A 25,350-nucleotide genomic window follows, 5' to 3' on the forward strand; every position below is an offset into this window, starting at 1 on the left:
GCCGATCGGAGGGTCCGGCCGTCCCGGGGCTCAACCGCCGGCTGGTTCCGGCCGACAACTCCTCGACGTCCAACCACTCGTGAGGTTCCCGTGCACCACCCGACCACCCCTCCCGACCACCCCGCGCGAACGGTCCTGCCCCGCCGTGCCGGTCACGTCGTGCCGAGCACGCCGCCGGCACCGGTGGCCACGGTGCCCGACGCGGCCGCCGTCCTGGCCCGGCACTGCGTCACCGAGGTCGGGGACCCGCACGGGCCGGTGCTGCTGCTGGCCCACGGGTTCGGTGCCGGTCAGCTGGCCTGGACGCGGCTGCTGCCCTTCTTCGAGGACCACCGGGTCGTCCTGTTCGACTACGCCGGCTCCGGGAGCACCCGGCTGACCGACTTCGACCACGAGCGCCACGCCGAGCTGGGCGGGTACGCCCAGGACCTGCTGGAGGTCTGCGCGGCGCTGGACCTGCGCGACGTGCACGTGGTCGCCCACTCGGTCAGCGCGATGATCGCGCTGCTGGCCGCGGCCGCCCAACCGGACCGGTTCGCCTCCCTGGCCCTGCTCGCGCCCTCCCCCCGCTACGTCGACGACCCCGCGAGCGGCTGGATCGGCGGCTTCAGCCTGGAGGACATCCACGAACTGCTGGAGTCCCTGGACAGCAACTACTACGCCTGGTCCGCGGCGATGGCGCCGGTGGTCATGGGCACCCCCGGCTCCCCGGACCTCGAGGCCGAGCTGACCGAGAGCTTCCTCGGCACGCACCCGGACGCCGCCGCGACCTTCGCGAGCGCCATCTTCCTCAGCGACTCCCGGGACGTGCTGGGACGGGTGGACCAGCCGACGCTGGTGCTGCAGTGCCGCCACGACGCCCTGACCCCCGAGGAGGTCGGGGCCGCGGTGGCCGCGGCGTTGCCGCGCGGTCACCTCGTGGCGCTGCGGGCCACCGGGCACTGCCCGCACATCAGCGCGCCGGCCGAGACCGCCGCCGCGCTCCGCGCGCACCTGGACCGCCACGGTCGCCACGACGCGTCCGGCGCGACCCGTTCCGGGCAGCCGTCGTGACCGACCGCGCGCTCGCGACCTGGATCGAACCGGTCACCGGGCCGGAAGCGCTGTGGTGGCGCCGCTCCCCGTGCGCCCACCTCGTGCTGGACCCCGAGACCGGTCTCGTCCTGGCGGCGAACGACACCTTCACGGCGTGGTCGGGGCTGTCGCGCGAGGACGTCGTCGGGACGGTGTTCGCCCGGCTGCTGCCGGTCGGCGACCGCATCGTGTGGACCACGCACAGCCTGCCGAAGCTGACCACCACCGGACGCGTCGACGAGAGCGCCGTGCAGGTCCTGGGCGCGGGTGGCGTCCGGCACGCGGCGTTCCTGAGCGCGACCTCCCTGGACCACGCAGGCACCCCTGCCGCCGGCGCGGGGCCGGTCCTGATCGCCCTCTTCGCCGCCCGGGAACGCCGCCGCTACGAGCAGGAGCTGCTGGCGTCCAAGCGGACGGCGGAGACGTCCGAGGCCCGGCGGGCCGCCGCCGAACGCCACCTGCAGCACCTGGTCCACCACGACCCCGTGACCGGCCTGCTGAACCGCACCGGCCTGCAGGCGGTCCTGACCGACGCTCTCGGCGCCGCGGGGGACGAGCCGGGTCGAGCGACGGTGCTGTTCCTGGACCTCGACGGGTTCAAGGCCGTCAACGACAGCGTCGGGCACGCCGGCGGCGACGAACTGCTGAAGGTGCTCGGCGCTCGGCTGCGGGCCGCGGTGCGCGAGAGCGCGGTCGTGGCGCGCTTCGCCGGGGACGAGTTCGTCGTCCTGGAACACCTGCGCGAGGAGGACGAGGCGGTCGCCCTGTGCCGCCGCCTGCTGGCCGAGCTCGCGGCACCGGTCGTCGTTCACGGGGTGGAGGTCGTCCTCTCCGCGAGCGCGGGCATCGCCTTCGCCGACCCCCTGCCCACCGACGGGCACGCCGCGCGAGCGGCCGACGACGTCCTCCGCCGGGCCGACACCGCGATGTACCGGGTCAAGGACAACGGCCGCAGCGGCTGGGCCGTGCACGACCCGCAGGCCGGTGACGCGACTGCGGACCGTCTGCGGCTGCTGCAGGAACTGCGTGCGGCCCTGGCCGAGGGGCAGCTGCGTCTGCACTACCAACCCCGCGTCCGCCTCGTCGACGGGGTGACCACCGGGGTCGAGGCGTTGATCCGGTGGGAGCACCCCGCCCGGGGGCTGCTCGGCCCGGCCGCGTTCATCGACGTCGCCGAGAACGCCGGGTTGATCCGCGAGATCGGCGCCTGGGTGCTCGACACCGCGGTCGCGCAGGCCGCGGTGTGGAACGCCGGGTCCACCGCGGAGTCCACCGCCGAGTCCACTGCGGAGTCCAGCGCCGGGACCTCGAGCGGCGCGGGCGTCCAGATGAGCGTCAACATCTCGGCCCGGCAGCTGAGCGACCCCGACCTCATGCTCCTGGTGACCTCGGCGCTGGCCCGCCACGGCGTGCCGGCCTCGCAACTGGTCCTGGAGATCACCGAGACGGCGCTGATGACCGACCCGGTCGCGGCCGAGATCACGCTGAGCGCCCTGGCGGCCCTGGGCGTCCGGATCGCGATCGACGACTTCGGCACCGGCTACGCCAGCCTGACCTACCTGCAGCGCTTCCCGGTGCACGAGCTGAAGATCGACCGCTCCTTCGTCGAGTCCCTGGTCGAGCGTCCCGCCGACCGGGCGATCGCGGGGGCCTGCGTGCACCTCGCGCGTGCCCTGGGGCTGGACTGCGTGGCGGAAGGGGTCGAGACCGCCGAGCAGCGCGACGTCCTCCTCGAGCTCGGCTGCGACCTGGCGCAGGGGTACCTGTTCAGCCGGCCCCGACCCGCGGGCGCCCACCCCTGAGCGGCGTCGACCACCACGTCGACCACCACGTCGACCACCGCGTCGAGCCCGGTTCGGGGTCCCGTCGCGGGGAGCCGCACCGTCGCGGGGTCGTCGCGGCCCCGGGCACGCGCCACACTGTCGTCATGGCGCGACAACCGTGGTGGCGGGCGACGAAGACCCTCGAGCAGTCCAAGCGGTCCGGGATCGTGTACCTGGCCCTCGCCGCGCTGGCGTGGACGGTGACCCACGACGGCGGCCCCTTCGTGCTGCTCGTCAAGATCGCCTTCACCGTCGCGGGGCTCTACTTCCTCGCCGCCTGGTACGTCCGGCGTTCCCGGGAGCCGGAGGACGCCGGTTAGCCGCCTCCGGGCCTCTCGGCTCCCGGCCGTGACCGCGAATCCGCCCCGCCGCTCCAGCCGCGGGCCGGGGGTCCCTCGTCTACGCTTCGTAGTGCCATGAGTTCAGATGCCCGGGTCGATTCCGACCCTCCCAGTACCAGTCACCATCCACACCCGGCGTCGCCCGGAGAGCCGTGCGGGGACCACCCGTGCTGACCGAATGGCTCCTCCTGCTCGTCGGGGTCGTCCTCACCCTCGGCACCGCGGTCTTCGTCGCGGCCGAGTTCGCGTTCGTCACCCTCGACCGGTTCACCGTCGAGAAGGCCGTCGAGGACGGCGACAAGCGCGCGGCCGGTGTCCTCCCCGCGCTGCGCACGCTCTCCACCCAGCTCTCCGGCGCCCAGGTCGGGATCACCCTCACCACCCTGCTCGTCGGGTACCTCACCGAACCCTCGCTCGCCTCTCTGCTGAACGGGCCGCTGACCTCCCTCGGCCTCGGTGAGACGCTCGCCGACTCCGTCGCGGGCGTCGTCAGCGTCGTCGTCGCGGCGGCGTTCTCGATGGTCGTGGGGGAACTCATCCCCAAGAACCTCGCCCTCAGCGTCCCCCTCGCGACGGCCGGCGTCGTCGCCCCGCTCCAGCGCGGTTTCACCTGGGCCACCGGGCCGTTGCTGAAGGTCCTCAACGGCAGCGCGAACTGGTTCCTGCGCCGCATCGGGGTCGAACCCCAGGAGGAGCTCTCCGGCGCGCGGTCCGCGCGTGAGCTCGCGGCCCTCGTCCGCCGCTCCGCCGACATGGGGACCCTCGACGAGGGGACCGCGAACCTCATCAGCCGGTCCCTGCTCTTCGGGGACCAGACCGCGGCCGACGTCATGACCCCGCGGGTGCGGATGGAGGCGATCCGCCTCGACGAGACCGCCGCCGACGTCGTCTCCCGCGCCCGGACGACGGGCCACTCCCGCTTCCCGGTCACCGGGGACGACGACGACGACATCCGCGGCGTCGTGCACGTCAAGGCCGCCGTCGCCGTCCCGCCGGACCGCCGCCACGACGTCCCGGCCGCCGCGCTGATGGCCGACGCGCGCCGCGTCCCGGACTCCCTCACCCTCGAACCGCTGCTGGTGCAGTTGCGGCAGAAGGGGTTGCAGCTCGCGATCGTCGTCGACGAGTACGGCGGCACGGCCGGGGTCGTCACCCTGGAGGACCTCATCGAGGAGATCGTCGGCGACGTCTCCGACGAGCACGACCGCGACCGCGGGGGCCTGCGCCAGCACCGCGACGCGTCCTGGACCGTCCCCGGTCTGGCCCGACCCGACGAGGTCCGCGACGCCACCGGGGTCGAGGTCCCCGACGACCCCGCCTACGAGACCCTCGGAGGGTTCGTCATGTCCCGCCTCGGCCGGATCCCCACCGTCGGCGACGAGATCGAGCTCGACGGCGCCGTCCTGCGCGTCGCGCGGATGGAGGGCCGCCGCGTCGAGCGGCTGCGCCTGCGCACCCGCCAGATCACCCTGGCGGACGCCGTCCAGGCCGCCGACGCCGGCATCGCCGCGGGAGGTGCCCGGTGAGCGCCCAGGCCTCGCTGCTCCTCGCCGTCGTCCTGCTGCTGGGCAACGGGTTCTTCGTCGGTGCCGAGTTCGCCGTCCTCTCCGCCCGGCGCAGCCAGATCGAACCCCTGGCCCAGACCAGCGCCCGGGCCCGCTCCGCCCTGGTGGCCATGGAGCACGTCTCGCTCATGCTGGCCACCTGCCAGCTCGGCGTGACGTTGTGCTCGCTGGGCCTCGGTGCGGTCGCCGAACCGGCGCTCGCGCACCTGCTGGAGCCGCTGTTCCACGCGGTGCACCTGCCGGAGTTCCTGCTGCACCCGGTCTCGCTGGTCATCGCCCTCTCGATCGTGACGTACCTGCACGTCGTCGTCGGCGAGATGATCCCGAAGAACCTCAGCATCGCCGGTCCCGACCGCGCGGTGCTGCTGCTCGCGCCGCCGCTCGTGACCCTCGGGCGCGTCATCGGCCCCGTCATCCGCGCCCTCAACGGCCTGACCAACGCGGCCCTGCGGGCGCTGGGCGTGGAACCCAAGGACGAGGTCGCCAGCGCGTTCACCGTCGAGGAGGTGCAGTCCATCGTGGCCGAGAGCCGCCGCGAGGGGACCCTCGACGACAGCGGCGGTCTGGTGGCCGGGGCCCTGGAGTTCTCCGAGAGCACGGTCGGCGACATCGCCGTCCCGTTCGCGCAGCTGCGCACGCTCTCGCTCGGCGCGTCACCGGCCGACGTCGAGGCGCTCGTGGCCCGGACGGGGTACTCGCGCTTCCCGGTGCTGGACCACGACGGGGAGCTGCACGGCTACCTGCACCTCAAGGACATCCTCTACGCCGACCCCCACGAGCACCCGGAGCGGTACCACCAGGCCGTGCCCGAGAAGCGGATCCGTCAGCTCGGCACCCTGGGGGACGCCGAGGAGGTCGAGGACGCCCTGGCGTCCATGCGCCGCAGCGGCGCCCACCTCGCGCGGGTCGTGGACGCCGCCGGGACCGTCACCGGCATCGTCTTCCTCGAGGACGTCCTCGAGGAGCTCGTCGGCGAGGTCAGCGACGCCATGCAGCGCGCCCGGGTGTGAGCCGGTCCGTGGTCCCGCAGTCGTTCACCGCGGGACCACGGACCAGGGGCGTCAGCGGCGGGCGAGGCGGCGGCCGCTGGGGGTGTCCAGCGGCACGTAGTCCATCCCGTAGTGGACGTAGATCTTCGGCTCGTCGTCGGGACCGAGCTCCTCGTCGGTGCCGAACGACGGGGCGGCCTTGACGTTCTCCTTGGAGAACGCGACCCGGATGTCGTGGCGACCGACGGCCGCACCGTCCAACGGGATCAGGACGGCCTTCTTGAAGCCCATCAGACCGGTCTCCACGGAGGCGAACAGCCACTCGTCGGTGGCCGCGTCGACGTAGACCGAGGCGAGGGTGCCGATCTTCGCGTCGCTGACGTCGAGGACGGGAGCGCCCTTCCACTGGTTCAGGTCCTGGACGAGGATGCTCATGGCCACACTCTGGCCGACGGCGATCACGACCGCTACCGGGGGGCGGGCCGAGCCTTCACAGGACTCACCCCGGGGCTTGCCAGGACCCACCGGAACCGGGTGGGACGATGGGTCACGGCATGAGCGAACAGACCCCTGAGCGGACCACCCTGACCATCAACTGGGCGCAGATCGCCGGCGGCGCCCTCGCGGCCGTCACCTCGGCGTTCCTGCTGGCCGGGCTGAAGAGCCTCGGCTCCTACGGCACCCTCGTCGGCGCGGCGATGGGCAGCGTCATCGCCTCGACGGCCGCCGCGATCTACGGGCACTACCTCAACGTGAGCCGGGCCCGGCTCGCGGAGGCCGCCCGTCGCGCGCGAGGGCGCCACCCCGGCCCCTCCCCGGTGCCCCCGGCCCAGGACGAGCACCCCGACAACCCGGCCCCGCCCGTACCCGGCGAGGACGACCCGGCACCGCCTCCGGCGCCGGTTCCCCCGCCCCGCAAGCGGTTCCGGCCGGCCCACGCGGTGCTCCTCGGGGTCGTGGCGTTCGTGCTGAGCGTGGGCGGGATCTTCGTCTTCGAGCAGCTGAGCGGGCAGAGCGTCGCCGCGGAGCGCCAGGGGTCGACGGCCACGGTGAACCCCGGGCTGTTCGGCAACGAGATCACCAACACGCCCTCGACCCCCACCGAGACCCCGTCGCCGACCGAGACCGCGACGAGCACGGACACCGCGACCAGCACCGACACCGCGACGAGCACCGCGACGGCCACCGACGACCCGATGAGCTCCGGGACCGCCACCGACGACCCGACCTCGAGGAGCACGGCGACGAGTTCCTCGTCACCGACCAGCAGCGGGTCGTCGTCCAGCAGTTCCTCGAGCAGTTCGTCCTCGGGCGAGGCGACCGCTCAGCAGGACGCCGCTGTGGCGACACCGACCTCGGACAGTTCCGACGCCGCCCTCAGCCGGCCCAGCGGGATCCCCACGACCGACCCCACCGCCGGCTGAGGCGGGCCGGGGAGGCCGCGGCGCGGGTCAGCGGGAACGCGTGGACTCGTTGGGCCGCATCTCCTTGGGGACGAGCTCGAGCATCTCGTCCGGGAGCAGCGGCAGGTCGAGCAGGCTGAGCTTCACCCGGGACCGGCGCCCGTGGCCCGCGGCGTCGAAGCGGATGACGTGCCCCGCGTCGCGCTCGGCGCGGACCTCGATGACCGACCCCGGCAGCAGCTCCCCGGAGGCGATCCCGTCGATCTCGACGACGGGCGGCCCGGAGGACTCCAGCAGTTCGATCCGGACGGTCTCCTCCACCCCGAGCACGATGGGCCGGGCGATGCCGGACATCGGCGCGACCGGCGTCACCAGCAGGGTGTCGGCGCCGGGGGAGACGACCGGCCCGCCGGCGGCGTAGCTGTAGGCCGTCGAGCCCGTCGGGGTCGCGAGGACGATCGCGTCGCAGCGCAGGTAGCCGATGCGCTGGCCGGCGACCGACAGCGCGGCCGTCACCGTCCCCCGCCCCGGGGTGCGGGCCAGGGCGATGTCGTTGAAGGCCACGGCCTGCTCGAGGGTGTCGCCCGTCCGCAGCTCGGTGCGCAGGCACAGGTGCGGTTCGACGGTGAAGTCCCCGGCGGCGATGCGTTCCAGCGCGCCGGGCAGTTCGCGGGGCTCGAGCTCGACCAGGAACCCCAGGTGACCGAGGTGCACCCCGAGCACCGGCACCCCGCGGGCGACGACGAGGCGCAGCGCGCCCAGCATCGTGCCGTCCCCGCCGAGGCTGACGACGGCGTCGACGGTGGAGGCGAACTCGTCCTCGCCCACCCCGAGGACTCCCGCGGGCAGCCGGGTGACGTCGGTCCGCAGCCCGACGACCTCCTTGCCGTGCTCCGCGGCCCAGGCCACCACGAGGTCGGCCTCGGCGGAGGTGTCGCGCACGGGGTGGACGACGAGGCCGAGTCGTCCGACCGTTGCGGGCTGCATCCCCGACACGCTAAACGCCTGCGCCCCCGACACGTCCGGCAGGGCGTGCCTCGGGCGACCCGGCGACGTGGCCGCGGGTGGCGGCGTCCTGGCCGAGCCGGCTCGTCCGGGCCCGGGGGACGACCAGCGGGGTGCCCGTCTCGGGGTCGGGGATGACGACGCAGGGCAGGCCGAACACGTCCTCGATGAGCTCGCTGGTGACGATCTCGTTCGGGTCGCCCTGGGCCACGACCCGGCCCTCCTTCAACGCCACGAGGTGGGTCGCGTAGCGGGTGGCGTGGTTGAGGTCGTGCAGGACGGCGACCATCGTGCGGTCCTGCTCCTCGTGCAGGCGCGCGCAGAGGTTCAAGACCTCGATCTGGTGGGCGATGTCGAGGTACGTCGTCGGCTCGTCGAGCAGCAGGATCGGGGTCTCCTGGGCCAGGGCCATCGCGATCCAGACCCGCTGGCGCTGCCCGCCGGACAGTTCGTCCACGCTGCGCTCGGCGAGGTCGCTGACCTGGGTGGAGGCCATCGCCGCGTCGACGGCGCGTTCGTCGTCCTTCGACCACTGCCGCAACAACTTCTGGTGCGGGAAGCGGCCGCGGGCGACCAGGTCGGCGACGGTGATGCCGTCGGGGGCCGTCGCGGTCTGCGGCAGCAGCCCGAGCCGGCGGGCGACCTCCTTGCTGGGCAGCGAGTGGATCTGCTCACCGTCGAGGAACACGGTGCCCTTCCGGGGCTTCAGCATCCGGGCCAGGGCCCGCAGCAGCGTGGACTTGCCGCAGGCGTTCGGGCCGATGATGACCGTGAAGGACCCGTCGGGGATCTCGATCCCCAGGTCCTCGGTGATGGTGCGATCGTCGTAGGCGAGGGTCAGGTTCTCGCCGCGCAGACGGTTCCGGGTCACGTCGTTCCGTTCTCTCGCAGTCGGGGTCATCAGCCGCGGCCCCGTCGCCACTGGGTGGCCAGCAGCCACGCCAGGTAGAGGCCACCGACGGCGCCGGTCACCACCCCCACGGGCAGTTGGGTCGGCGCGAAGAGGCGCTGCGCCACGAAGTCGCTGACCAGCACCATGAGCGCCCCGGTGAGCCCCGCGGCCACCAGTCCGGACCCGACGGCGCGGGTCAGTCGCCGGGCCACCTGCGGCGCGGCGAGGGCCACGAAGGCGATCGGGCCCGCGGCCATCGCGGCCAGCGCCGTCATGGCGGTGGCGACGACCAGGACGGTCGACCGGGTGCGGCCGACGTCCACCCCGAGGGCGCGCGACGCGTCGTCGCCGAGGTCCAGCATGGTCAGCGAACGGCTGCTCAGCAGCGCGAGCGGGACCAGGACCGCCAGTCCGAGGCCCAACGGGGTCGCCTGCTCCCAGCCGCGGCCGTTGAGCGACCCCGTGATCCAGACCTGCGCCTGCTGGGCGTCCTCGACGCGCGAGCGGGTCAGCAGGTAGTCGTTGACGGCCTGCAGCACCGCGGTGACGCCGATCCCGACGAGGATCAGCCGGTAGCCCTGGACCCCGCCGCGGCGGGAGAGGAGGTAGACGGCGACGGCCGTCACCCCGCCCCCGATCAGGGCGCCGAACGCGGTCTGGCTGCCGCTGCCGCCGATCACCAGCAGGACGACGAGGGCCCCGGTCACGGCGCCGGAGGTGAAGCCGATGACGTCGGGGGACCCGAGCGGGTTGCGCGTGACGAGCTGGAACACCGCACCGGCCATCCCGAGGGCGAGACCGACGAGCAGCCCCGTCACGACCCGCGGCAGCCGCAGACCCAGCACGATGAACCCGTCCGCCCGGCTGCCCTGGCCGAGGAGCGTGCGGACGACGTCCGGCACCGAGATCGGGTAGTCGCCGGTGGTGAGGCTGAGCGTCACCACGCCGGCGAGCGCCACGAGCAGGCCGAGGCAGACCAGCAGGCTGCGTCCCTCGATCCGCAGCGAGATCCCGCGGCCGGCCCGGACGGTGCGACCCTTCCGGGCCTGGTCGGCGGTCCGCAGCGGGGGCACGCTCGCCAGTCTCTCCGACGTCCCCGCGCTCACAGCTGGGCCAGCCGACGACGCCGGACGAGCGCGACGAGGACGGGCGCCCCGAGCACGGCGGTGACGATGCTGACCTCCAGCTCCCCGGGCCGGACCACGATCCGGCCCAGGACGTCGCCGAACAGCAGCAGCGCCGGCGCGACGACGCAGGAGAGGGGGAGGACCCAGCGCTGGTCCGGTCCGGTCAGGGCGCGCACGACGTGCGGTACGGCGAGACCGACGAAGGCGATGGGGCCCGCGGTCGCCGTGGCGGCCCCGCAGAGCAGGGTGACGGCGAGCGCCGTGAGCACCCGGGTCCGGGTGACGTTCGCACCCAGCGCCCGCCCCGAGTCCTCGCCCAGCGCGAGGGCGTTGAGGGCCCGGGACTGGGTGAGGGCCAGCAGGATCCCGACCGCGAAGAACGGCAGCATCTGCCAGAAGGTCGTCATGTCGTGCCCGGCCAGCGAGCCGACCTGCCAGAACCGGAACCGGTCGAAGGTCGTGGTGTCGAGCAGCACCTGCGCGCTGGTGTAGGCGTACAGCGCGGCCGAGATGGCGGTGCCGGCCAGGGCGAGCCGGACGGGGGTCGCCCCGCCCCGGCCGGTGGCGCCGAGCAGGTAGACCGCGACCGAGACGACCGCGGCGCCGAGCATCGAGGCCCAGACCAGCTGCAGGCGTGAGGTCAGGCCGAACACGGCGAGCGCCGTGACCATGGCGGCGGCGGCGCCGGAGTTCACGCCCAGCAGGCCCGGGTCGGCGAGCGGGTTGCGCGTCAACGCCTGCATGAGCGCCCCGGACAGGCCCAGGGCGGCGCCGACGACGATGCCGAGGAGCGTGCGGGGGATCCGCAGCTCCCGGACGACGAGGACGTCCTGGGAGCCACCGCTGCCGTCGGTGAGGGCGCGCAGGACGGTGCCCAGCGGGATCTCGCGCGACCCGATCGCGAGGCTCGCGAGCACGGCCAGGCCGAGCAGGGCGCAGGCGAGGAGCAGGGCGAGCGGGCGGTTCACCCGCCGCTTCGCCGGAGCCGGCCCGGTGCGCGCGGCCGCCGGCGGCGGTGCACTCGTGGAGGTGGACGAGGTGGACACGGAAGTGAGGTTAGCCTCTCCACCCTCGGGCCCGAAACGTGTGTCCCCGACCCCGTGCGAACCCGGATCGTGACGCTCCCTCCCTGTGATCGCGGGGGGCGCTGCCGATGGGAGGGGGCGACGGTCGGTAAGATGGTCGTCGGCGGACGCCAGTGCGTCCGCGGTCGAGTGTTCAGCACCGAGCCCCAGGGGCCGGAGCGCAGGTCCCTCGCACGGCCTCCGGGCCGGCGGGTGTGGTCGGGCACCACGGCCACTTCCCGTCGTGTCCGTCCCCGAGAGGCTCCTTGTGAACTCGTCCGCGTCCCGCGGCCCCCGCACGTCCAGCTCCACCCCCCGCACCGAGGGTTCGGTGCCGCCGCCGCGCCGGCGTCGTCGCGCCAGCGGTTCGGGCACCGCGACCGACCAGGCCGCGCAGCAGTCCCGCAGTCGCCAGAACCCGAACCAGAGCGCGAACCAGGCCCCGCGTCAGGCGCCCGCCGAGCGCGTCCCGGCCCAGCGCCCCGTCCAGGCCTCGAGCGGGGCCGAAGGCTTCTCCGACACGGCCGTGGAGATCGTCGAGGACGGGCGCAGCTTCGCCGACCTCTTCGTCCCCCAGCCCCTCGTCGACGTCCTCGCGAGCACCGGCGTGGTCAGCCCGTTCCCGATCCAGACCGCGACGCTGCCCGACTCCATGGCCGGTCGCGACGTCCTCGGTCGCGGTCGCACCGGCAGCGGCAAGACCATCGCGTTCGCGCTGCCGCTGGTGACCCGTCTCGCCGCCTCGACCCGCCCGCGCCGCAGCAAGCGCCCGCGCGCGCTCGTCCTGGTCCCGACCCGCGAGCTCGCCAACCAGGTGTCGGCGACCGTGACGCCGCTGGCCCACGCCCTCGGCCTCAGCACCACCGTCGTCTTCGGTGGCGTCGGGCAGAACCCGCAGGTCAACGCGCTGCGCGACGGTGTCGACGTCCTCATCGCCTGCCCCGGCCGGCTCGAGGACCTCATCCGCCAGGGGCACTGCCAGCTCGATGCCGTCGAGGTCACCGTCCTGGACGAGGCCGACCACATGGCCGACCTGGGCTTCCTGCCCGGTGTGAAGCGCCTGCTCGACGCGACCCCCGTGGTCGGTCAGCGCCTGCTGTTCTCGGCGACGCTGGACAACGGCATCGACGTCCTGGTCAAGCGCTACCTCTCCGAGCCCGTCGTGCACTCCGTCGACCCGGCCGTCGCGCCGGTCTCGACCATGGAGCACCACGTCCTCGAGGTCGCCGCCGACGGGAAGAACTCCCTGGTGCGCGAACTGGCGGCGGGGGAGGGCCGCACGGTCCTCTTCACGCGGACGAAGCACGCGGCCAAGAAGCTCGCGAAGCAGCTGACCGCGAGCGGGATCCCCGCCGTGGACCTGCACGGGAACCTCAGCCAGAACGCCCGCGAGCGCAACCTCGGTGCGTTCTCCGACGGTTCGGTGAAGGTCCTCTGCGCCACCGACATCGCCGCCCGCGGCATCCACGTGGACGACGTCAGCATCGTCGTGCACGTCGACCCGCCGACCGAGCACAAGGCGTACCTGCACCGCTCCGGGCGCACCGCCCGCGCCGGTGCCGGTGGTCTCGTCGTGACCGTCGCGACGCCCGACCAGCGGGGTGACGTCCGGACCCTGGCCCGCCAGGCCGGCATCTCGCCGCAGTGGACGAACGTCTCCGCCCAGCACGAGCTCGTCGGCCGTCTCGTCGGCCCGGCCGCGGCGCACGTCGACCCGGCGGACTCGCCGGTGCCGACCGCCCCGGCCCAGCCCCAGCCGCAGCGTCGGGCCAAGACCCCGACGCGCCAGCCCGCGGCCCGTCGGGGCGCGGCACCCGCCGCGGAGGCGACCGGGGCTCCCCGCCGTCGCCGTCGCGGTGGTCACGGTCGCGGACCCGCCACGGGCGGTCCGGCGAACTGAGGCTTCCCGCCCTAGATTGCTGAGGTGGGCGGGACGGGTGGGGTGGGCAGGCCGGGGTCGCCCAGCTGGTGGGGCTACAGCCACCCCCACAGCCGCGCCGCGGCCCACCTGTTCTTCTGGCTCCTCGTCGCCGGTGTGCTCGGGGCCCTTTGGTGGTGGTTCAAGGGCCGGCACGCGCCGGTCCGGCCGGCGGCGGTCCGCATCCTGCAGGGGGTCGTCGCCGGACTGGCCGTCACCTCGATCCTGCTCGGCACGGCCTGGCGCAGCGTCACCGACCTCGGTGCCGCTCCCGTCTGCGCCGCGCCGCCGGGGGAGGAGTGGGGCTCCACCGCCGACGTTCCCGACCTCACGCCGTCGCTGTTCGCGCAGAAGGTCGCGACCTGGCCCGAGACGGGCCTGGCCATGCTCTACGCCGACGCCCGCGGGCTCACCGTGTGCCGCTACGCGGCCGCCGACTACTACGTCGGGGTCGTCTCGAAGGCGGTGGCCGGCAAGCGCACGGTGAACTTCGGGGACATGGTGATCTCCCCGCGCTTCCCCACGGTCCCCTCCGACGCGGCGAACCTCGCCGAGCACGAGTCGCACCACCGACCGCAGTGGGCGGTCGCCACGTTGCTCGCCGGCCCGGCCGGCTTCCCGGTCGCCTACGGCGTCGACGACTTCTTCTTCCCCGGGGCCCGCAACCACTTCGAGCGCCTCGCCGGTCTCGAGCTCGGGGGCTACGTCGACGTCGGCCACGGACCCGTCCTGGGGGGCCGTCAGGTCGTCGCGCTCGTCGTCGTCGGGCTCGCCCTGGGGGCGGTGCCGCTCCGGCGGGTGCTGCTCCGAGGGGTGCGGTCACGGCGGGCAGGATGAGCGGGTGCCGCCCCTCGTCCCGTCGATCCCCCACCACCTGCTCTCGGCCCTGCCCGTCGCGGCGGTCCTGCCCGAACTGATCGACGCGCTGCGCTCCCGGGGGACCGCCGTCCTGCAGGCTCCGCCCGGCACGGGCAAGACGACGCTGGTGCCCCTCGCGCTGGCCGACGCGCGCACCGGGAAGGTCGTCGTCGCCGAACCCCGTCGGGTCGCCGCCCGCGCGGCCGCGGCCCGGATGGCCTCGCTGCTGGGCGAGCCGGTCGGGGCCACCGTGGGCTACGCGGTCCGCGGTGAGCGCAAGGTCTCCGCGAACACCCGCGTCGAGGTCGTCACCACGGGACTGCTGCTGCGGCGCATGCTGCACGACCCCGAACTGCCCGGTGTCGCCACCGTCCTGCTCGACGAGGTCCACGAACGACAGCTCGACGCCGACCTCGCGCTCGGGTTCGCCCTGCAGGCCCGGGACCTGCTCCGCGAGGACCTCTGGCTGCTGGCCGCCTCGGCCACCCTCGACGTGCCGCGCCTGGCCGCACTGCTGGACGGTCCCGTCGTGACCGCGACCGCACCCGTCCACCCGCTCGAGGTGTCCTGGTGCCCGCCGCCGCGGCCGGTGCGACCGCCCGAGGGCCTGCGCGTCGACCCGGCGCTGCTCGACCACGTCGGCGGGCTCGTGGGGCGGGCCCTGGAACGCGACGGTGACGTGCTGGTCTTCCTGCCGGGGGCCGGGGAGATCCGTGCGGTGATCAACCGGTTGCAGCGCAGCGCCTCCCTCGCGGACGTCGACCTCGTCGAGCTCAGCGGCGGCCGGTCCGGGGCCGAGCAGGACGCCGCGCTGCGGCCCGGTCCCCGACGTCGGGTCGTGCTCTCGACCGCCGTCGCCGAGTCGTCGCTGACCGTCCCGGGGGTCCGGACCGTCGTCGACGCGGGACTCGCCCGCGTCCCGCGCATCGACCACGCCCGGGGCTTCGGCGGTCTCGACACGGTCCGGGTCTCGCGCGCCTCGGCCGACCAGCGGGCCGGTCGCGCGGCCCGCGAGGCCCCCGGCACGGTGCTGCGCGCCTGGTCCGCCGCCGACCACGGACTGCTGCTCGCCCACACCCCACCGGAGATCGCGACCGCGGACCTCACCGGGTTCGCGCTGCTCACGGCGGGCTGGGGCGACACCGACGGGCTGCCCCTGCTCGACCCGCCGCCCGCCGGCCCGCTCGCGGCGGCCCGGGAGGCGCTGGAACGGCTGGGGGCGCTCGCGGGCGGACGGATCACCCCCTCGGGCCGGGCGATGGCCGAGGTCGGGCTGCACCCGCGCCTGGCCCGGGCCCTGCTCGACGGGGCCGGGTGGGTCGGGCCCCGCACGGCGGCCGAGGTCGTCGCGCTGCTCTCGGAGGACGCGCTGCTGCGCGGCGGTGACGACCTCGTCGCGTCGTGGCGGACGGCGGAGGGGGACCCGGTGTGGCGGCGGGAGGTGTCCCGGTTGCGCTCCTCGGTGCCCTCGACGCCCCCGGCGTCCGGGCGCGGCGGTTCCGCCGGTCTGCCCCGCGACCTCGCGGCGGCGGTCGTCGTCGCCCTCGCCCACCCGGAACGCGTTGCCCGGCAACGCACCCCGGACGGTGTGGCGTACGCGACGACGGGCGGGACGGGGGTCGAGGTCGCCCCGGGCAGCGGGTTGCGCGCCGCCCCGTGGCTCGCGGTCGCCGTCGCCGACCGCGCCCCCGGGCGGGCCGCCGCCCGCGTCCGCTCGGCGGCGCCGCTGACCGAGGACCTCGCCCGTTCCGTCGTGGGGGTCGAGGTCCGTGACGAGGTCGTCTGGCGCGACGGGGACGTCGTGGCCCGCCGGGTCGAGGGGGTCGGGGCGGTGGAACTGGCCGCCCGGCCGCTGCCGCACCCGCCGGCCGAGCTCGTGGCCGCGGCCGTCGCTGCCGGGATCCGCCGGGAGGGGCTGCGTCTGCTGTCCTTCGGGGCGGGGGCGGCGTCGTTGCGCTCCCGGGTGGCGTGCTGCCGCGCCGCGCAGGGCGGTCCCTGGCCCGACCTCGGCGACGAGCGCCTGCTCGCCACCCTCGACCAGTGGCTCGGCGCCCAGCTCGCGGGTGTCCGCTCGCGGCGCGACCTCGCCCGGATCGACGTCGTCGTAGCCCTGCGGGCGCAGCTGCCCTGGCCGCAGGCCGCCCGCCTCGACGAGCTCGCCCCGGTGGACCTGCCCGTGCCGAGCGGGCGGTCGGTGCGACTCGACTACACCGACCCGGCCGCCCCGGTGCTCGCCCTGAAGCTGCAGGAGGCCTTCGGGTGGACGGCCACGCCACGCCTGGTCGAGGGCCGGGTGCCCGTGGTGCTGCACCTGCTCTCACCCGCCGGTCGGCCGCTGGCCGTCACCGCCGACCTGGAGTCGTTCTGGCGCAACGTCTACCCGTCGGTCCGGGCCGAGAACCGGGCTCGCTACGCCAAGCACCCCTGGCCGGAGGACCCGCTCACCGCCGTCCCGACCGCGCGGACGAAACCCCGCTCAGGCTGATGCGGAGCGCCGCGCGACCTCGGGGACCGGCCCCTCCGAGGACCACGGGAAGTCGATCCACCGGTCGGTCTCGCGCCAGGAGTACTCCGGCGCCAGCCGGGTGGTGGGCTTGCGGTAGACGACGACGGAACGGGCCCTGATCCCGGCGTCGGCGCACATCCCCACCACGACGGCGAGGGTCCGGCCGGTGTCGGCGACGTCGTCGACGACGAGGACCTCGCGGCCGGCCAGTTCGGCCAGGTCCACGGAGGGGGCCAGCACGACCGGTTCGGGCAGGCGGGAGTCGACGCCGGTGTAGAACTCGACGTTGATGGTCGCGGTCTCCTTGACCTCGAGCGCGTAGGCCAGCCCGGCGGCCAGCGGCAGCCCGCCGCGGGCGATGCCGAGGATCACCTCGGGGCGGTAGTCCCCGTCGGCGGCGATCGTGGAGGCGAGTTCCCGCACGGCCTCCCCGAAGGTCGACCAGGTGAGCACTTCGCGGGCGGAGGCGTCGGACGTCACCGGGGAAAGGCTAGTCGACCCCCTCACCCGGCCCGGGCGCCGCTGCCCGGGCCGATGGCGAGCGCAGAACGGGCCCCGGCGCATACGATCACTGACTGTGACGACTCGAGACCGGGTGGGTGGCGGGTGAGCCCCGCGCTGTCGACGGTCGACGTCGTCGTCATCGGTGCCGGGCAGGGCGGGCTCTCGGCCGCCTTCTTCCTCGACCGGGCCGGGCTCGACCCGGGTCGCGGCTACGTCGTCCTCGACGCCGACGACGAACCGGGGGGCGCCTGGCGCCACCGCTGGTCCGGCCTGACCATGGATCGCGTCAACGGCGTCCACGACCTGCCGGGTTTCCCGCTGGGGGCCGTCGACCCGACCGCACCGGCCCGCGAGGTCGTCCCCGCCTACTTCGCCGAGTACGAGCTCCGGCTCGGGCAGCCGGTCCGTCGACCCGTCGCCGTGCAAGAGGTGCGACCGGCCGGGGCCCGCCTCGTCGTGGACTCCACGGCGGGCAGCTTCGCCGCCCGTGCGGTGATCAACGCCACCGGTACCTGGACGAAACCGTTCTGGCCCACCGCCCCCGGGCGTGAGACCTTCCGCGGCCGGCAGCTGCACACCGCCGACTACCCCGGCCCGCGGGACTTCCTGGGGCAGCACGTCGTCGTCGTCGGCGGCGGGATCTCCGCCGTCCAGCACCTCGAGGACCTCTCCGGTCTGGGGATCGCCACGACCTGGGTCACCCGGCGCGAACCGGACTTCCGCGACGACTTCGACGTCGAGGCCCGTCGGGCGGCCGTGGAGGTCGTGGCCCAGCGGGTGGCGGCGGGGGAGCCGCCCGGTTCGGTCGTCTCGGCGACCGGGTTGCTGCTCACCCCGGAGGTCGCGGCGCTGCGCGACCGCGGCGTCCTCAAGCGCCACCCCATGTTCGCCCGCGTCGTCCCCGACGGGGTCCGCTGGGCCGACGGCTCCGAGCAGGCCGCCGACGTCATCCTGTGGGCCACCGGGTTCCGGCCCGCGGTCGACCACCTGCGCCCCCTGAAGCTGCGGGAACCGGGCGGCGGCATCCTCGTCGACGGCACGCGCGCGGTCCGTGAACCGCGGCTGCACCTCGTCGGCTACGGACCCTCGGCCAGCACGATCGGCGCGAGCCGGGCGGCCCGTGAGGCCGTCCGCGAGGTCCTCGCCGGCCGGTGAGGACCGGCGGTCGCCGACCGCGGGGTACGTTCCGGCCATGACCTCGCCCTTCGACACCCCCCTCACCTCGCTCACCGGTGGCGCGCTCGACACCGCCCAGTTCGCCGGCAAGGCCGTGCTCGTCGTGAACGTCGCCTCCCGCTGTGGTTTCACCCCGCAGTACGAGGGGCTGGAGAACCTCCAGAAGGAGTACGGCGACCGCGGGTTCACCGTGCTCGGAGTGCCCTGCAACCAGTTCAAGGGCCAGGAGCCCGGGTCGGAGGAGGAGATCGCGGAGTACTGCTCCGCGACCTGGGGGACCACCTTCCCGATGACCGGCAAGGTCGAGGTCAACGGCGCCGAGCGCCACCCGCTCTACACCGCGCTGGTGGACGTCCCCGACGCCGAGGGCGCCGCCGGCGACGTGGCCTGGAACTTCGAGAAGTTCCTCGTCTCGCCCGCGGGTGAGGTCGTCGGTCGGTTCCGCTCGCGGACCACGCCCGAGGACGCCGCCCTGCGCTCCGCCGTCGAGGCCCAGCTCCCCGCCTGACCTCCTTCCCTCACCGTCCCCGCACCGGCTGCGCCAGCGGGAACGGGACGGTGAGCACGCGGCCTCCGACCTGCACGTGGTACCGGGTCCGACCGAGCTTCACGATGCGGCCGGTGGCTCCGGCGAACCTCCCGGCGCCGCCGACCTGCACCACGGTGCCCACGGACAGGTGCTGCGGCGCAACGGGAGACGACGGACCGGCCTGCAGGCGGCTCCACTCCTGCCGGTAGCCGGGCGTCATCTCCGTCAGCGGGACCTCGCGGCCGCGGTGGCTCCAGCGCAGCACGTTGGCCGGGTCGAAACCCCCCGCGCACCTCCCGCACGCCACCACCCGGCTCGGCCGCTGGTGACGGGTCACGACGTGCCCTGCGGGGCAGGTCCCCGACCAGGGGCCGTCGGGCCGGGGCGCGGAGGACAGTCGCCGGGCCGAGCAGCCGATGCGTCGGGCCGTCGCCCGCCACACCGCGTCGTGACCGTGGCGCGGACCCACCAGGGCGTGCGCGATCTCGTGCAGGATCGTGTCCCGGACCTCCTCGGGCGAGTGCAGCGCGGTCAGCGGCGCGCTCAGCCCGATCTCGCGCCGGTCCGCCCGGCACACCCCTGCCCGCGTCTTCGCGCGGTCCAGCACGACGCTCCAGCCGGTCAGTCCGTGTTCGGCGAGCAGCCCCCGCGCCACCACCACCGCGTCCTCCACGTCCACCCGCGCATCCTCTCCCTCGACCCGGGGAGGCATCCGAGCACGGAGCTCCGACACGACCGGCTCGGCGGCTGGAACGACGCATCAGAACGACGAAGAGGACCCCGCACGTCAGTGCGAGGTCCTCTGCTGCTGTGCCCCCGGCAGGACTCGAACCTGCGCACACGCCTCCGGAGGGCGATGCTCTATCCGCTGAGCTACGGGGGCCCGCGGTGCCCTGCGAACACTACCAGCGCCTCCGGGCCCGCTCCGACCACGCCCCGGACCCCCTGCGCCGAACGGGGCGGACCGGGGGGACGCCACACGCCGGTAGGCTTGACCCCCGTGACTCCCGCCGAGCTCTCAGCTGCCCTGAGGGACGCCCTGACCGCGGCCGTGACCGCCGGAGAGCTGTCCCTCGACCCCGCCGACGTGCCGGCCGAGGTCCGCGTGGAGCGTCCGAAGAACCGCGACCACGGGGACTGGGCGACCAGCGTCGCCCTGCAGCTGGCCAAGAAGGCCGGCGTGCCCCCGCGCGACGTCGCCACGCTGGTCCAGCAGCGACTGCTCACCGTCGAGGGCGTCAAGGCCGTCGAGATCGCCGGTCCGGGCTTCCTCAACATCACCCTCGACGCCGCGGCCGCCGGGGAACTGGCCCGCGGCGTCGTGACCGCCGGTGCGGCCTTCGGCCGTGCCGCCACCCCGAGCGGGGAGCGGATCAACCTCGAGTTCGTCTCCGCGAACCCGACGGGCCCCATCCACCTCGGCGGGACCCGCTGGGCCGCCGTCGGCGACTCCCTGGCCCGCGTCCTCGAGGCCGGCGGCGCGACCGTCACCCGCGAGTACTACTTCAACGACCACGGCGCCCAGATCGACCGCTTCGCCCGCTCGCTGCTGGCCCGCGCCAACGGCGAACCCGCTCCCGAGGACGGCTACGGCGGCGGCTACATCTCCGATATCGCCGCCGCGGTGGTGGCGAAGGTGCCGGGGACGATGGACCTCCCGCGCGAGGAGCAGCAGGAGACCTTCCGCCGCGAGGGCGTGGAGCTCATGTTCGCCGAGATCCGGGCGAGCCTCGCCGAGTTCGGCGTCGAGTTCGACGTGTACTTCCACGAGGACTCCCTGCACGCCTCCGGGGCCGTCGACCGCGCCGTGCAGAAGCTGCGCGACCTGGGCCGCATCTACGAGTCCGACGGTGCGACCTGGTTGCGCACCAGCGACTTCGGCGACGACAAGGACCGCGTCGTCCTCAAGAGCGACGGCAACCCGGCCTACATCTCCGGGGACCTCGCCTACTACCTCGACAAGCGCGAGCGCGGGTTCGACCGCTGCGTGATCATGCTCGGGGCCGACCACCACGGCTACGTCAACCGGATGATGGCGATGTGCGCCGCGTTCGGGGACACCCCGGGCGTCAACCTCGAGATCCTCATCGGCCAGATGGTGAACCTCGTCAAGGACGGCGTCCCGCTGCGGATGAGCAAGCGGGCGGGGACCGTGGTGACGATGGAGGACCTCGTGGAGGTCGTCGGCGTCGACGCCGCGCGCTACTCGCTGGTGCGTTCCAGCGTGGACTCCAGCATCGACATCGACCTCGACGTCCTGACGAGGCGCAGCAACGACAACCCGGTCTTCTACGTCCAGTACGCCCACGCCCGCACGGCCAACGTCGCGGTCAACGCGGCCACCGCCGGGGTGCGCCGCGAGGACGCCTTCGAGCCCTCGCTGCTGACCGACGAGACCGAGTCGCTGCTGCTGGCCGCCCTCGCGGAGTTCCCCGCCGTGGTGGCCCGGGCGGGGGAGCTGCGCGAACCGCACCGCGTGGCGCGCTACCTCGAGGAGCTCGCCGGGCGGTTCCACAAGTTCTACGACGCGTGCCGGGTGACCCCGCGCGCCGACGAAGAGGTCACCGACGTCCACCGGACGCGGTTGTGGCTCAACGACGCCACCCGGCAGGTGCTGGCCAACGGCCTGACCCTGCTCGGTGTCTCGGCGCCGGACCGCATGTGATGGAGAGGATCTGAGTGGCGAACATCGCCGTCGTCCCGGCCTGGCTCACGCCGCCCGCGGACGTCAACGAACTGCTCCCGCAGCTGTGGGCGCGCACCGTCGGTCGCGACGAGGCGGGGGCCCTGCACGTGGGGGGCACCGCGGTCGGTGACCTCGCCCGGACCTACGGGACGCCGCTCTACGTGGTCGACGAACTCGACTTCCGCTCCCGGGCGGTCGCCTTCCGCGACGCCTTCGCCGACGCCTTCGCCGACCTCTGCGGCGGCGCCGACGTCTACTACGCGTCGAAGGCGTTCATCGCGACGGGCATCGCCCGCTGGATCGCCGAGGACGGGCTGCACCTCGACGCCGCCTCCGCCGGAGAGCTGGACCTCGGCCTCCGGGGCGGGATCCTGCCCGGCCGGATCGCGTTGCACGGCAACAACAAGTCGCGCGCCGAGATCTCCGCCGCCCTCCAGGCCGGCGTGGGGCGCATCGTCCTGGACTCCCTCGCGGAGATCGACCTCGTGGCCGAGATGGCCCGCGAGCGCGGTGTCGTCGCGCCCGTCATGCTGCGCATCACCGTCGGGGTGGAGGCGCACACGCACTCCTACATCGCGACCGCCCACGAGGACCAGAAGTTCGGGTTGTCGCTGGCCTCGGGCCGGGCCGAGGCCGCGGTCGCGAAGATCCTGGCCCGTCCGGAGCTGCACCTGCTGGGCCTGCACAGCCACATCGGCTCGCAGATCTTCGACATGGGCGGGTTCGAGGTCTCGGCCCGTCGACTGCTCGAACTGCACCAGAAGGTCGAACGCGACCACGGGGTGGAGCTGCCCGAGATCGACCTCGGTGGCGGCTACGGGGTGGCCTACACCTCCGAGGACAAACCGCTGCAGCCGGTGGAGATCGCCGGCCGCCTCGCCGAGATCGTCGCCCGTGAGTGCCTCGTGCAGGGCATCGCCGTCCCGCGCGTCTCGGTCGAACCCGGTCGCGCGATCGCGGCGCCGAGCACGTTCACCCTCTACGAGGTCGGCACGACCAAGGAGGTCGAGCTCGAGGGCGGCACCCGTCGTCGCTACGTCTCCGTCGACGGCGGCATGAGCGACAACATCCGCACCGCGCTCTACGACGCGGACTACTCCGCGACCGTCGCCTCGCGCGCCTCCACCGCCACGGGCGTGCTGTCACGCGTCGTCGGGAAGCACTGCGAGAGCGGCGACGTCGTCGTGCGGGACGAGTTCCTCCCCGAGGACACCACGGCGGGCGACCTGCTCGCGGTCCCCGGCACCGGGGCCTACTGCCGGAGCATGGCGAGCAACTACAACCAGGTGCCCCGCCCGGCCGTCGTGGCCGTGCGCGACGGGGCCGCGAAGGTCCTGGTGCGCCGCGAGACGCCCGAGGACCTGCTCGCGCTCGATGCCGGGTGAGCGGCGGTCGCCCGGACCGCCCGGTCCGGCGCAGGTGAGAGGGTGGGGCCGGAACGTGCTGGACGAACTGAGGGGACTGCTGCGGTGGAGCCGGTGAAGGTCGCGCTGCTCGGGTGCGGTGTCGTGGGCACCGAGGTCGCGCGACTGCTGAGCACGCAGTCCGCCGAACTCGCGTCGCGCGTCGGTGCACCGCTGGAGCTCGTGGGGATCGCGGTGCGCCGCCTCGGCCGCGACCGCGGTCTCCCGATCGACCCCTCGTTGTTCACGACCGACGCGGAGGAGCTCGTCACCCGCGCCGACGTGGTCATCGAGGTCATCGGCGGGATCGAACCCGCCCGCGGGCTCATCCTGCGCGCGATGGAGCACGGCGCCTCGGTCGTCACGGCCAACAAGGCGCTGCTCGCCGCCGACGGCCCCACGCTGTACGAGGCGGCGGCGAAGAACGGCGTCGACCTTTACTACGAGGCCTCCGTCGCGGGGGCGATCCCGCTGCTGCGCCCGATGAAGGAGTCGCTCGCGGGTGACCGCGTGACCCGCGTGCTCGGCATCGTCAACGGGACGACGAACTACGTCCTGGACCAGATGGACACCACCGGCATGGGCTTCGCCGAGGCCGTCGAGCAGGCGCAGGCCCTGGGTTACGCCGAGGCCGACCCGACCGCCGACGTCGAGGGCTTCGACGCCGCCGCCAAGGCCGCCATCCTGGCCTCGCTGGCCTTCCACACCCGCGTCAGCCTCGACGACGTCCACCGCGAGGGGATCACCGAGGTCAGCGCCGCCGACGTGCGGGCCGCCCAGCTCCAGGGCTGCGTCGTGAAGCTGCTGGCCATCTGCGAACGCGGCGTCGACGCCGAGGGCAACGAGGCCGTCTCGGTGCGCGTGCACCCGGCGATGCTGCCGCGCGGGCACCAGCTCGCCGGCGTGCGCGGCGCGTTCAACGCCGTCTACGTCGAGGCCGAGTCCGCCGGTCAGCTGATGTTCTACGGCCCCGGCGCGGGTGGTCAGCCCACCGCCAGCGCGGTCATGGGCGACGTCGTCGCCGTGGCGCGGCACAAGGTCGTCGGGGGTCGCGGGCCGGGGGAGTCGGCCTACGCCCAGCTCCCCGTCCAGCCGATGTCCGAGACCGTGACGCGTTACCACGTGCGCCTCGACGTGGCCGACAAGCCGGGCGTCCTGGCCCAGGTGGCCGGCGTCTTCGCCAAGCACGACGTCTCCATCGAGGCCGTGCAGCAGCGCCAGGTGCCCACCGAGGACGGCGGTCGTGCCGTCCTGGTCGTGGTGACGCACAGCGCACCCGACGCCGCCCTGTCGACGACCGTCGACGAGCTCGAGCAGCTGGACATCGTGGACTCCGTGGCCGGCGTGCTGCGGGTCGAAGGAGGGGACGCCTGATGGCGCACGTGTGGCGGGGACTCATCGAGGAGTACCGGGACCGGTTGCCGGTGACCGACTCGACCCCGGTGGTCACCCTCGGCGAGGGCGGCACACCGCTCGTGCCAGCGTTGGTGCTGTCGGAGAAGGCCAAGGGCCGGGTCTACCTCAAGGTCGAGGGCTGCAACCCGACAGGTTCCTTCAAGGACCGCGGCATGACGATGGCCATGACCCGGGCCAAGGAGCTCGGGGCCGAGGTCGTCGTCTGCGCCTCCACCGGCAACACCTCCGCCTCGGCGGCGGCCTACGCCGTCGCCGCGGGCATCCGCTGCGCCGTGCTCGTGCCGGACGGCAAGATCGCCCTCGGCAAGCTCTCGCAGGCCGTGGCCCACGGAGCGACCCTGCTGCAGGTGGACGGCAACTTCGACGAGTGCCTGACCCAGGCCCGCAAGCTCGCCGAGGCCTACCCCGTCGAGCTGGTGAACTCGGTCAACCCGTACCGCATCGAGGGGCAGAAGACCGGCGCCTTCGAGGTCGTCGACGTCCTGGGTGACGCCCCGGACATCCACGTGCTGCCCGTCGGCAACGCAGGCAACATCACGGCGTACTGGAAGGGCTACACCGAGTACGCCGCCGACGGCATCGCGACGAAGACCCCGAAGATGTGGGGCTTCCAGGCCGCCGGCGCCGCGCCGATCGTCAACGGTCACCCCGTCGACGAGCCCGAGACGATCGCGACCGCGATCCGCATCGGTCACCCCGCGTCCTGGACAGGGGCGACCACCGCCCGCGACAGCTCCGGCGGGCGCATCGGCGCCGTCACCGACGACCAGATCCTCGCCGCGCACCGCTGGCTCTCGGCTCGCGAAGGCGTGTTCGTCGAGCCGGCGTCCGCCGCCGGTGTCGCCGGCCTGCTCGCCGCGATCGAGGCCGGCGAGGTCGAACCGGACCAGACCATCGTGATCACCGTCACCGGGCACGGCCTGAAGGACCCCCAGTGGGCCCTCGAGCTCGCCGGCGAGGGTGCCGACGGCAAGCGGCACGCCGTGCAGCCGGTCCGGGTGCAGCCGGACGCCGTCACCATCGCCCGGGCCATGGGCCTGGACGTCTGAGCGCGCGGGTGTCGACCTCCCC

Annotated in this window: 22 protein-coding genes and 1 tRNA gene; 15 read left to right on the forward strand and 8 right to left on the reverse strand. The window is 74.1% G+C overall.

What is annotated here, in order from left to right:
• Positions 1 to 159 precede the first annotated feature (159 nt).
• The 5 genes from ACFQ46_RS13325 (at position 160) to ACFQ46_RS13345 (ending at position 5,813) form a co-directional block, all read left to right on the forward strand.
• A complete protein-coding gene (locus ACFQ46_RS13325) occupies positions 160 to 1,053 on the forward strand; it encodes an alpha/beta fold hydrolase (RefSeq protein WP_380259910.1) in 894 nt (297 codons plus the stop codon).
• Entirely contained in the window at positions 1,050 to 2,876 is a 1,827-nt protein-coding gene (locus ACFQ46_RS13330) for a putative bifunctional diguanylate cyclase/phosphodiesterase (RefSeq protein ID WP_380259911.1), read from the forward strand. Before ACFQ46_RS13325 ends, ACFQ46_RS13330 begins: the two co-directional genes overlap by 4 nt.
• Positions 2,877 to 3,001: 125 nt before the next feature.
• Entirely contained in the window at positions 3,002 to 3,217 is a 216-nt protein-coding gene (locus ACFQ46_RS13335; protein WP_380259912.1) for a hypothetical protein, read from the forward strand.
• Between the two features lie 188 nt (positions 3,218 to 3,405).
• Positions 3,406 to 4,764, forward strand: a complete 1,359-nt coding sequence (locus ACFQ46_RS13340; RefSeq protein WP_328292275.1) for a hemolysin family protein — start codon at positions 3,406 to 3,408, stop codon at positions 4,762 to 4,764.
• A complete protein-coding gene (locus ACFQ46_RS13345) occupies positions 4,761 to 5,813 on the forward strand; it encodes a hemolysin family protein (protein WP_328292274.1) in 1,053 nt (350 codons plus the stop codon). The genes ACFQ46_RS13340 and ACFQ46_RS13345 overlap by 4 nt, the downstream gene beginning before the upstream one ends.
• Positions 5,814 to 5,864: 51 nt before the next feature.
• Here ACFQ46_RS13345 and ACFQ46_RS13350 read toward each other — a convergent pair whose 3' ends face one another.
• Entirely contained in the window at positions 5,865 to 6,227 is a 363-nt protein-coding gene (locus ACFQ46_RS13350) for a PRC-barrel domain-containing protein (protein WP_380259913.1), read from the reverse strand.
• A gap of 119 nt (positions 6,228 to 6,346) precedes the next feature.
• Here ACFQ46_RS13350 and ACFQ46_RS13355 point away from each other — a divergent pair, with 119 nt between their 5' ends.
• Positions 6,347 to 7,216 carry a hypothetical protein gene (locus tag ACFQ46_RS13355; RefSeq protein ID WP_380259914.1) on the forward strand — a complete coding sequence of 290 codons (870 nt, stop codon included), beginning with the start codon at positions 6,347 to 6,349 and terminating at the stop codon, positions 7,214 to 7,216.
• Positions 7,217 to 7,243: 27 nt separating this feature from the next.
• Here ACFQ46_RS13355 and ACFQ46_RS13360 read toward each other — a convergent pair whose 3' ends face one another.
• Genes ACFQ46_RS13360 through ACFQ46_RS13375 form a run of 4 tightly spaced genes read right to left on the reverse strand, consistent with a single transcriptional unit; the run spans position 7,244 to position 11,265 of the window.
• Positions 7,244 to 8,182: an NAD(+)/NADH kinase gene (locus tag ACFQ46_RS13360; RefSeq protein WP_380259915.1), complete on the reverse strand. Its 939-nt coding sequence runs from the start codon at positions 8,180 to 8,182 to the stop codon at positions 7,244 to 7,246.
• A gap of 10 nt (positions 8,183 to 8,192) precedes the next feature.
• Positions 8,193 to 9,101 carry an ABC transporter ATP-binding protein gene (locus ACFQ46_RS13365; protein ID WP_380259916.1) on the reverse strand — a complete coding sequence of 303 codons (909 nt, stop codon included), beginning with the start codon at positions 9,099 to 9,101 and terminating at the stop codon, positions 8,193 to 8,195.
• Positions 9,101 to 10,174, reverse strand: coding sequence for a FecCD family ABC transporter permease (locus ACFQ46_RS13370; RefSeq protein WP_380259998.1), 1,074 nt, complete (start codon positions 10,172 to 10,174; stop codon positions 9,101 to 9,103). The genes ACFQ46_RS13365 and ACFQ46_RS13370 overlap by 1 nt, the downstream gene beginning before the upstream one ends.
• Before the next feature lie 20 nt (positions 10,175 to 10,194).
• On the reverse strand, positions 10,195 to 11,265 hold the full coding sequence (locus ACFQ46_RS13375; RefSeq protein ID WP_380259917.1) for a FecCD family ABC transporter permease: 1,071 nt from the start codon (positions 11,263 to 11,265) through the stop codon (positions 10,195 to 10,197).
• A gap of 286 nt (positions 11,266 to 11,551) precedes the next feature.
• Here ACFQ46_RS13375 and ACFQ46_RS13380 point away from each other — a divergent pair, with 286 nt between their 5' ends.
• From ACFQ46_RS13380 to hrpB, 3 genes are read left to right on the forward strand one after another with little or no spacing between them, the layout of a single operon-like run.
• On the forward strand, positions 11,552 to 13,183 hold the full coding sequence (locus ACFQ46_RS13380) for a DEAD/DEAH box helicase (protein ID WP_380259918.1): 1,632 nt from the start codon (positions 11,552 to 11,554) through the stop codon (positions 13,181 to 13,183).
• A gap of 24 nt (positions 13,184 to 13,207) precedes the next feature.
• Positions 13,208 to 14,038 (forward strand): hypothetical protein, encoded by an 831-nt coding sequence (locus ACFQ46_RS13385; protein ID WP_380259919.1) that lies wholly within the window; start codon positions 13,208 to 13,210, stop codon positions 14,036 to 14,038.
• Positions 14,039 to 14,042: 4 nt separating this feature from the next.
• Complete coding sequence (gene hrpB / locus ACFQ46_RS13390) at positions 14,043 to 16,544, forward strand: ATP-dependent helicase HrpB (protein ID WP_380259920.1); 2,502 nt, start codon at positions 14,043 to 14,045, stop codon at positions 16,542 to 16,544.
• Here hrpB and ACFQ46_RS13395 read toward each other — a convergent pair.
• Positions 16,536 to 17,045, reverse strand: a complete 510-nt coding sequence (locus ACFQ46_RS13395; RefSeq protein ID WP_380259921.1) for a phosphoribosyltransferase — start codon at positions 17,043 to 17,045, stop codon at positions 16,536 to 16,538. The genes hrpB and ACFQ46_RS13395 overlap by 9 nt on opposite strands.
• A gap of 126 nt (positions 17,046 to 17,171) precedes the next feature.
• Here ACFQ46_RS13395 and ACFQ46_RS13400 point away from each other — a divergent pair, with 126 nt between their 5' ends.
• The gene (locus tag ACFQ46_RS13400; RefSeq protein WP_380259922.1) at positions 17,172 to 18,224 is read left to right on the forward strand and encodes an FAD-dependent oxidoreductase; all 1,053 of its coding nucleotides are present in this window, start codon (positions 17,172 to 17,174) and stop codon (positions 18,222 to 18,224) included.
• A gap of 37 nt (positions 18,225 to 18,261) precedes the next feature.
• Positions 18,262 to 18,753, forward strand: a complete 492-nt coding sequence (locus ACFQ46_RS13405; protein ID WP_380259923.1) for a glutathione peroxidase — start codon at positions 18,262 to 18,264, stop codon at positions 18,751 to 18,753.
• A 10-nt stretch (positions 18,754 to 18,763) separates the two neighbouring features.
• On the opposite strand, the gene ACFQ46_RS13410 is transcribed toward ACFQ46_RS13405, so the two are convergent.
• A complete protein-coding gene (locus tag ACFQ46_RS13410) occupies positions 18,764 to 19,453 on the reverse strand; it encodes a SprT family zinc-dependent metalloprotease (RefSeq protein WP_380259924.1) in 690 nt (229 codons plus the stop codon).
• A 132-nt stretch (positions 19,454 to 19,585) separates the two neighbouring features.
• Positions 19,586 to 19,657, reverse strand: a tRNA-Arg gene (locus tag ACFQ46_RS13415).
• A gap of 117 nt (positions 19,658 to 19,774) precedes the next feature.
• On the opposite strand from ACFQ46_RS13415, the gene argS reads away from it, so the two are divergent.
• From argS to thrC, 4 genes are all read left to right on the forward strand, one after another.
• Positions 19,775 to 21,439: an arginine--tRNA ligase gene (gene argS / locus ACFQ46_RS13420; protein ID WP_380259925.1), complete on the forward strand. Its 1,665-nt coding sequence runs from the start codon at positions 19,775 to 19,777 to the stop codon at positions 21,437 to 21,439.
• Between the two features lie 14 nt (positions 21,440 to 21,453).
• Positions 21,454 to 22,845 (forward strand): diaminopimelate decarboxylase, encoded by a 1,392-nt coding sequence (lysA, locus tag ACFQ46_RS13425; protein WP_380259926.1) that lies wholly within the window; start codon positions 21,454 to 21,456, stop codon positions 22,843 to 22,845.
• Between the two features lie 84 nt (positions 22,846 to 22,929).
• Positions 22,930 to 24,237 carry a homoserine dehydrogenase gene (locus tag ACFQ46_RS13430; RefSeq protein ID WP_328292258.1) on the forward strand — a complete coding sequence of 436 codons (1,308 nt, stop codon included), beginning with the start codon at positions 22,930 to 22,932 and terminating at the stop codon, positions 24,235 to 24,237.
• The gene (thrC, locus tag ACFQ46_RS13435) at positions 24,237 to 25,328 is read left to right on the forward strand and encodes a threonine synthase (protein ID WP_380259927.1); all 1,092 of its coding nucleotides are present in this window, start codon (positions 24,237 to 24,239) and stop codon (positions 25,326 to 25,328) included. Before ACFQ46_RS13430 ends, thrC begins: the two co-directional genes overlap by 1 nt.
• The last annotated feature ends 22 nt before the right edge of the window (positions 25,329 to 25,350 follow it).

It is taken from the genome of Kineococcus sp. GCM10028916 (genome assembly GCF_042674865.1).
Lineage (GTDB): Bacteria > Actinomycetota > Actinomycetes > Actinomycetales > Kineococcaceae > Kineococcus.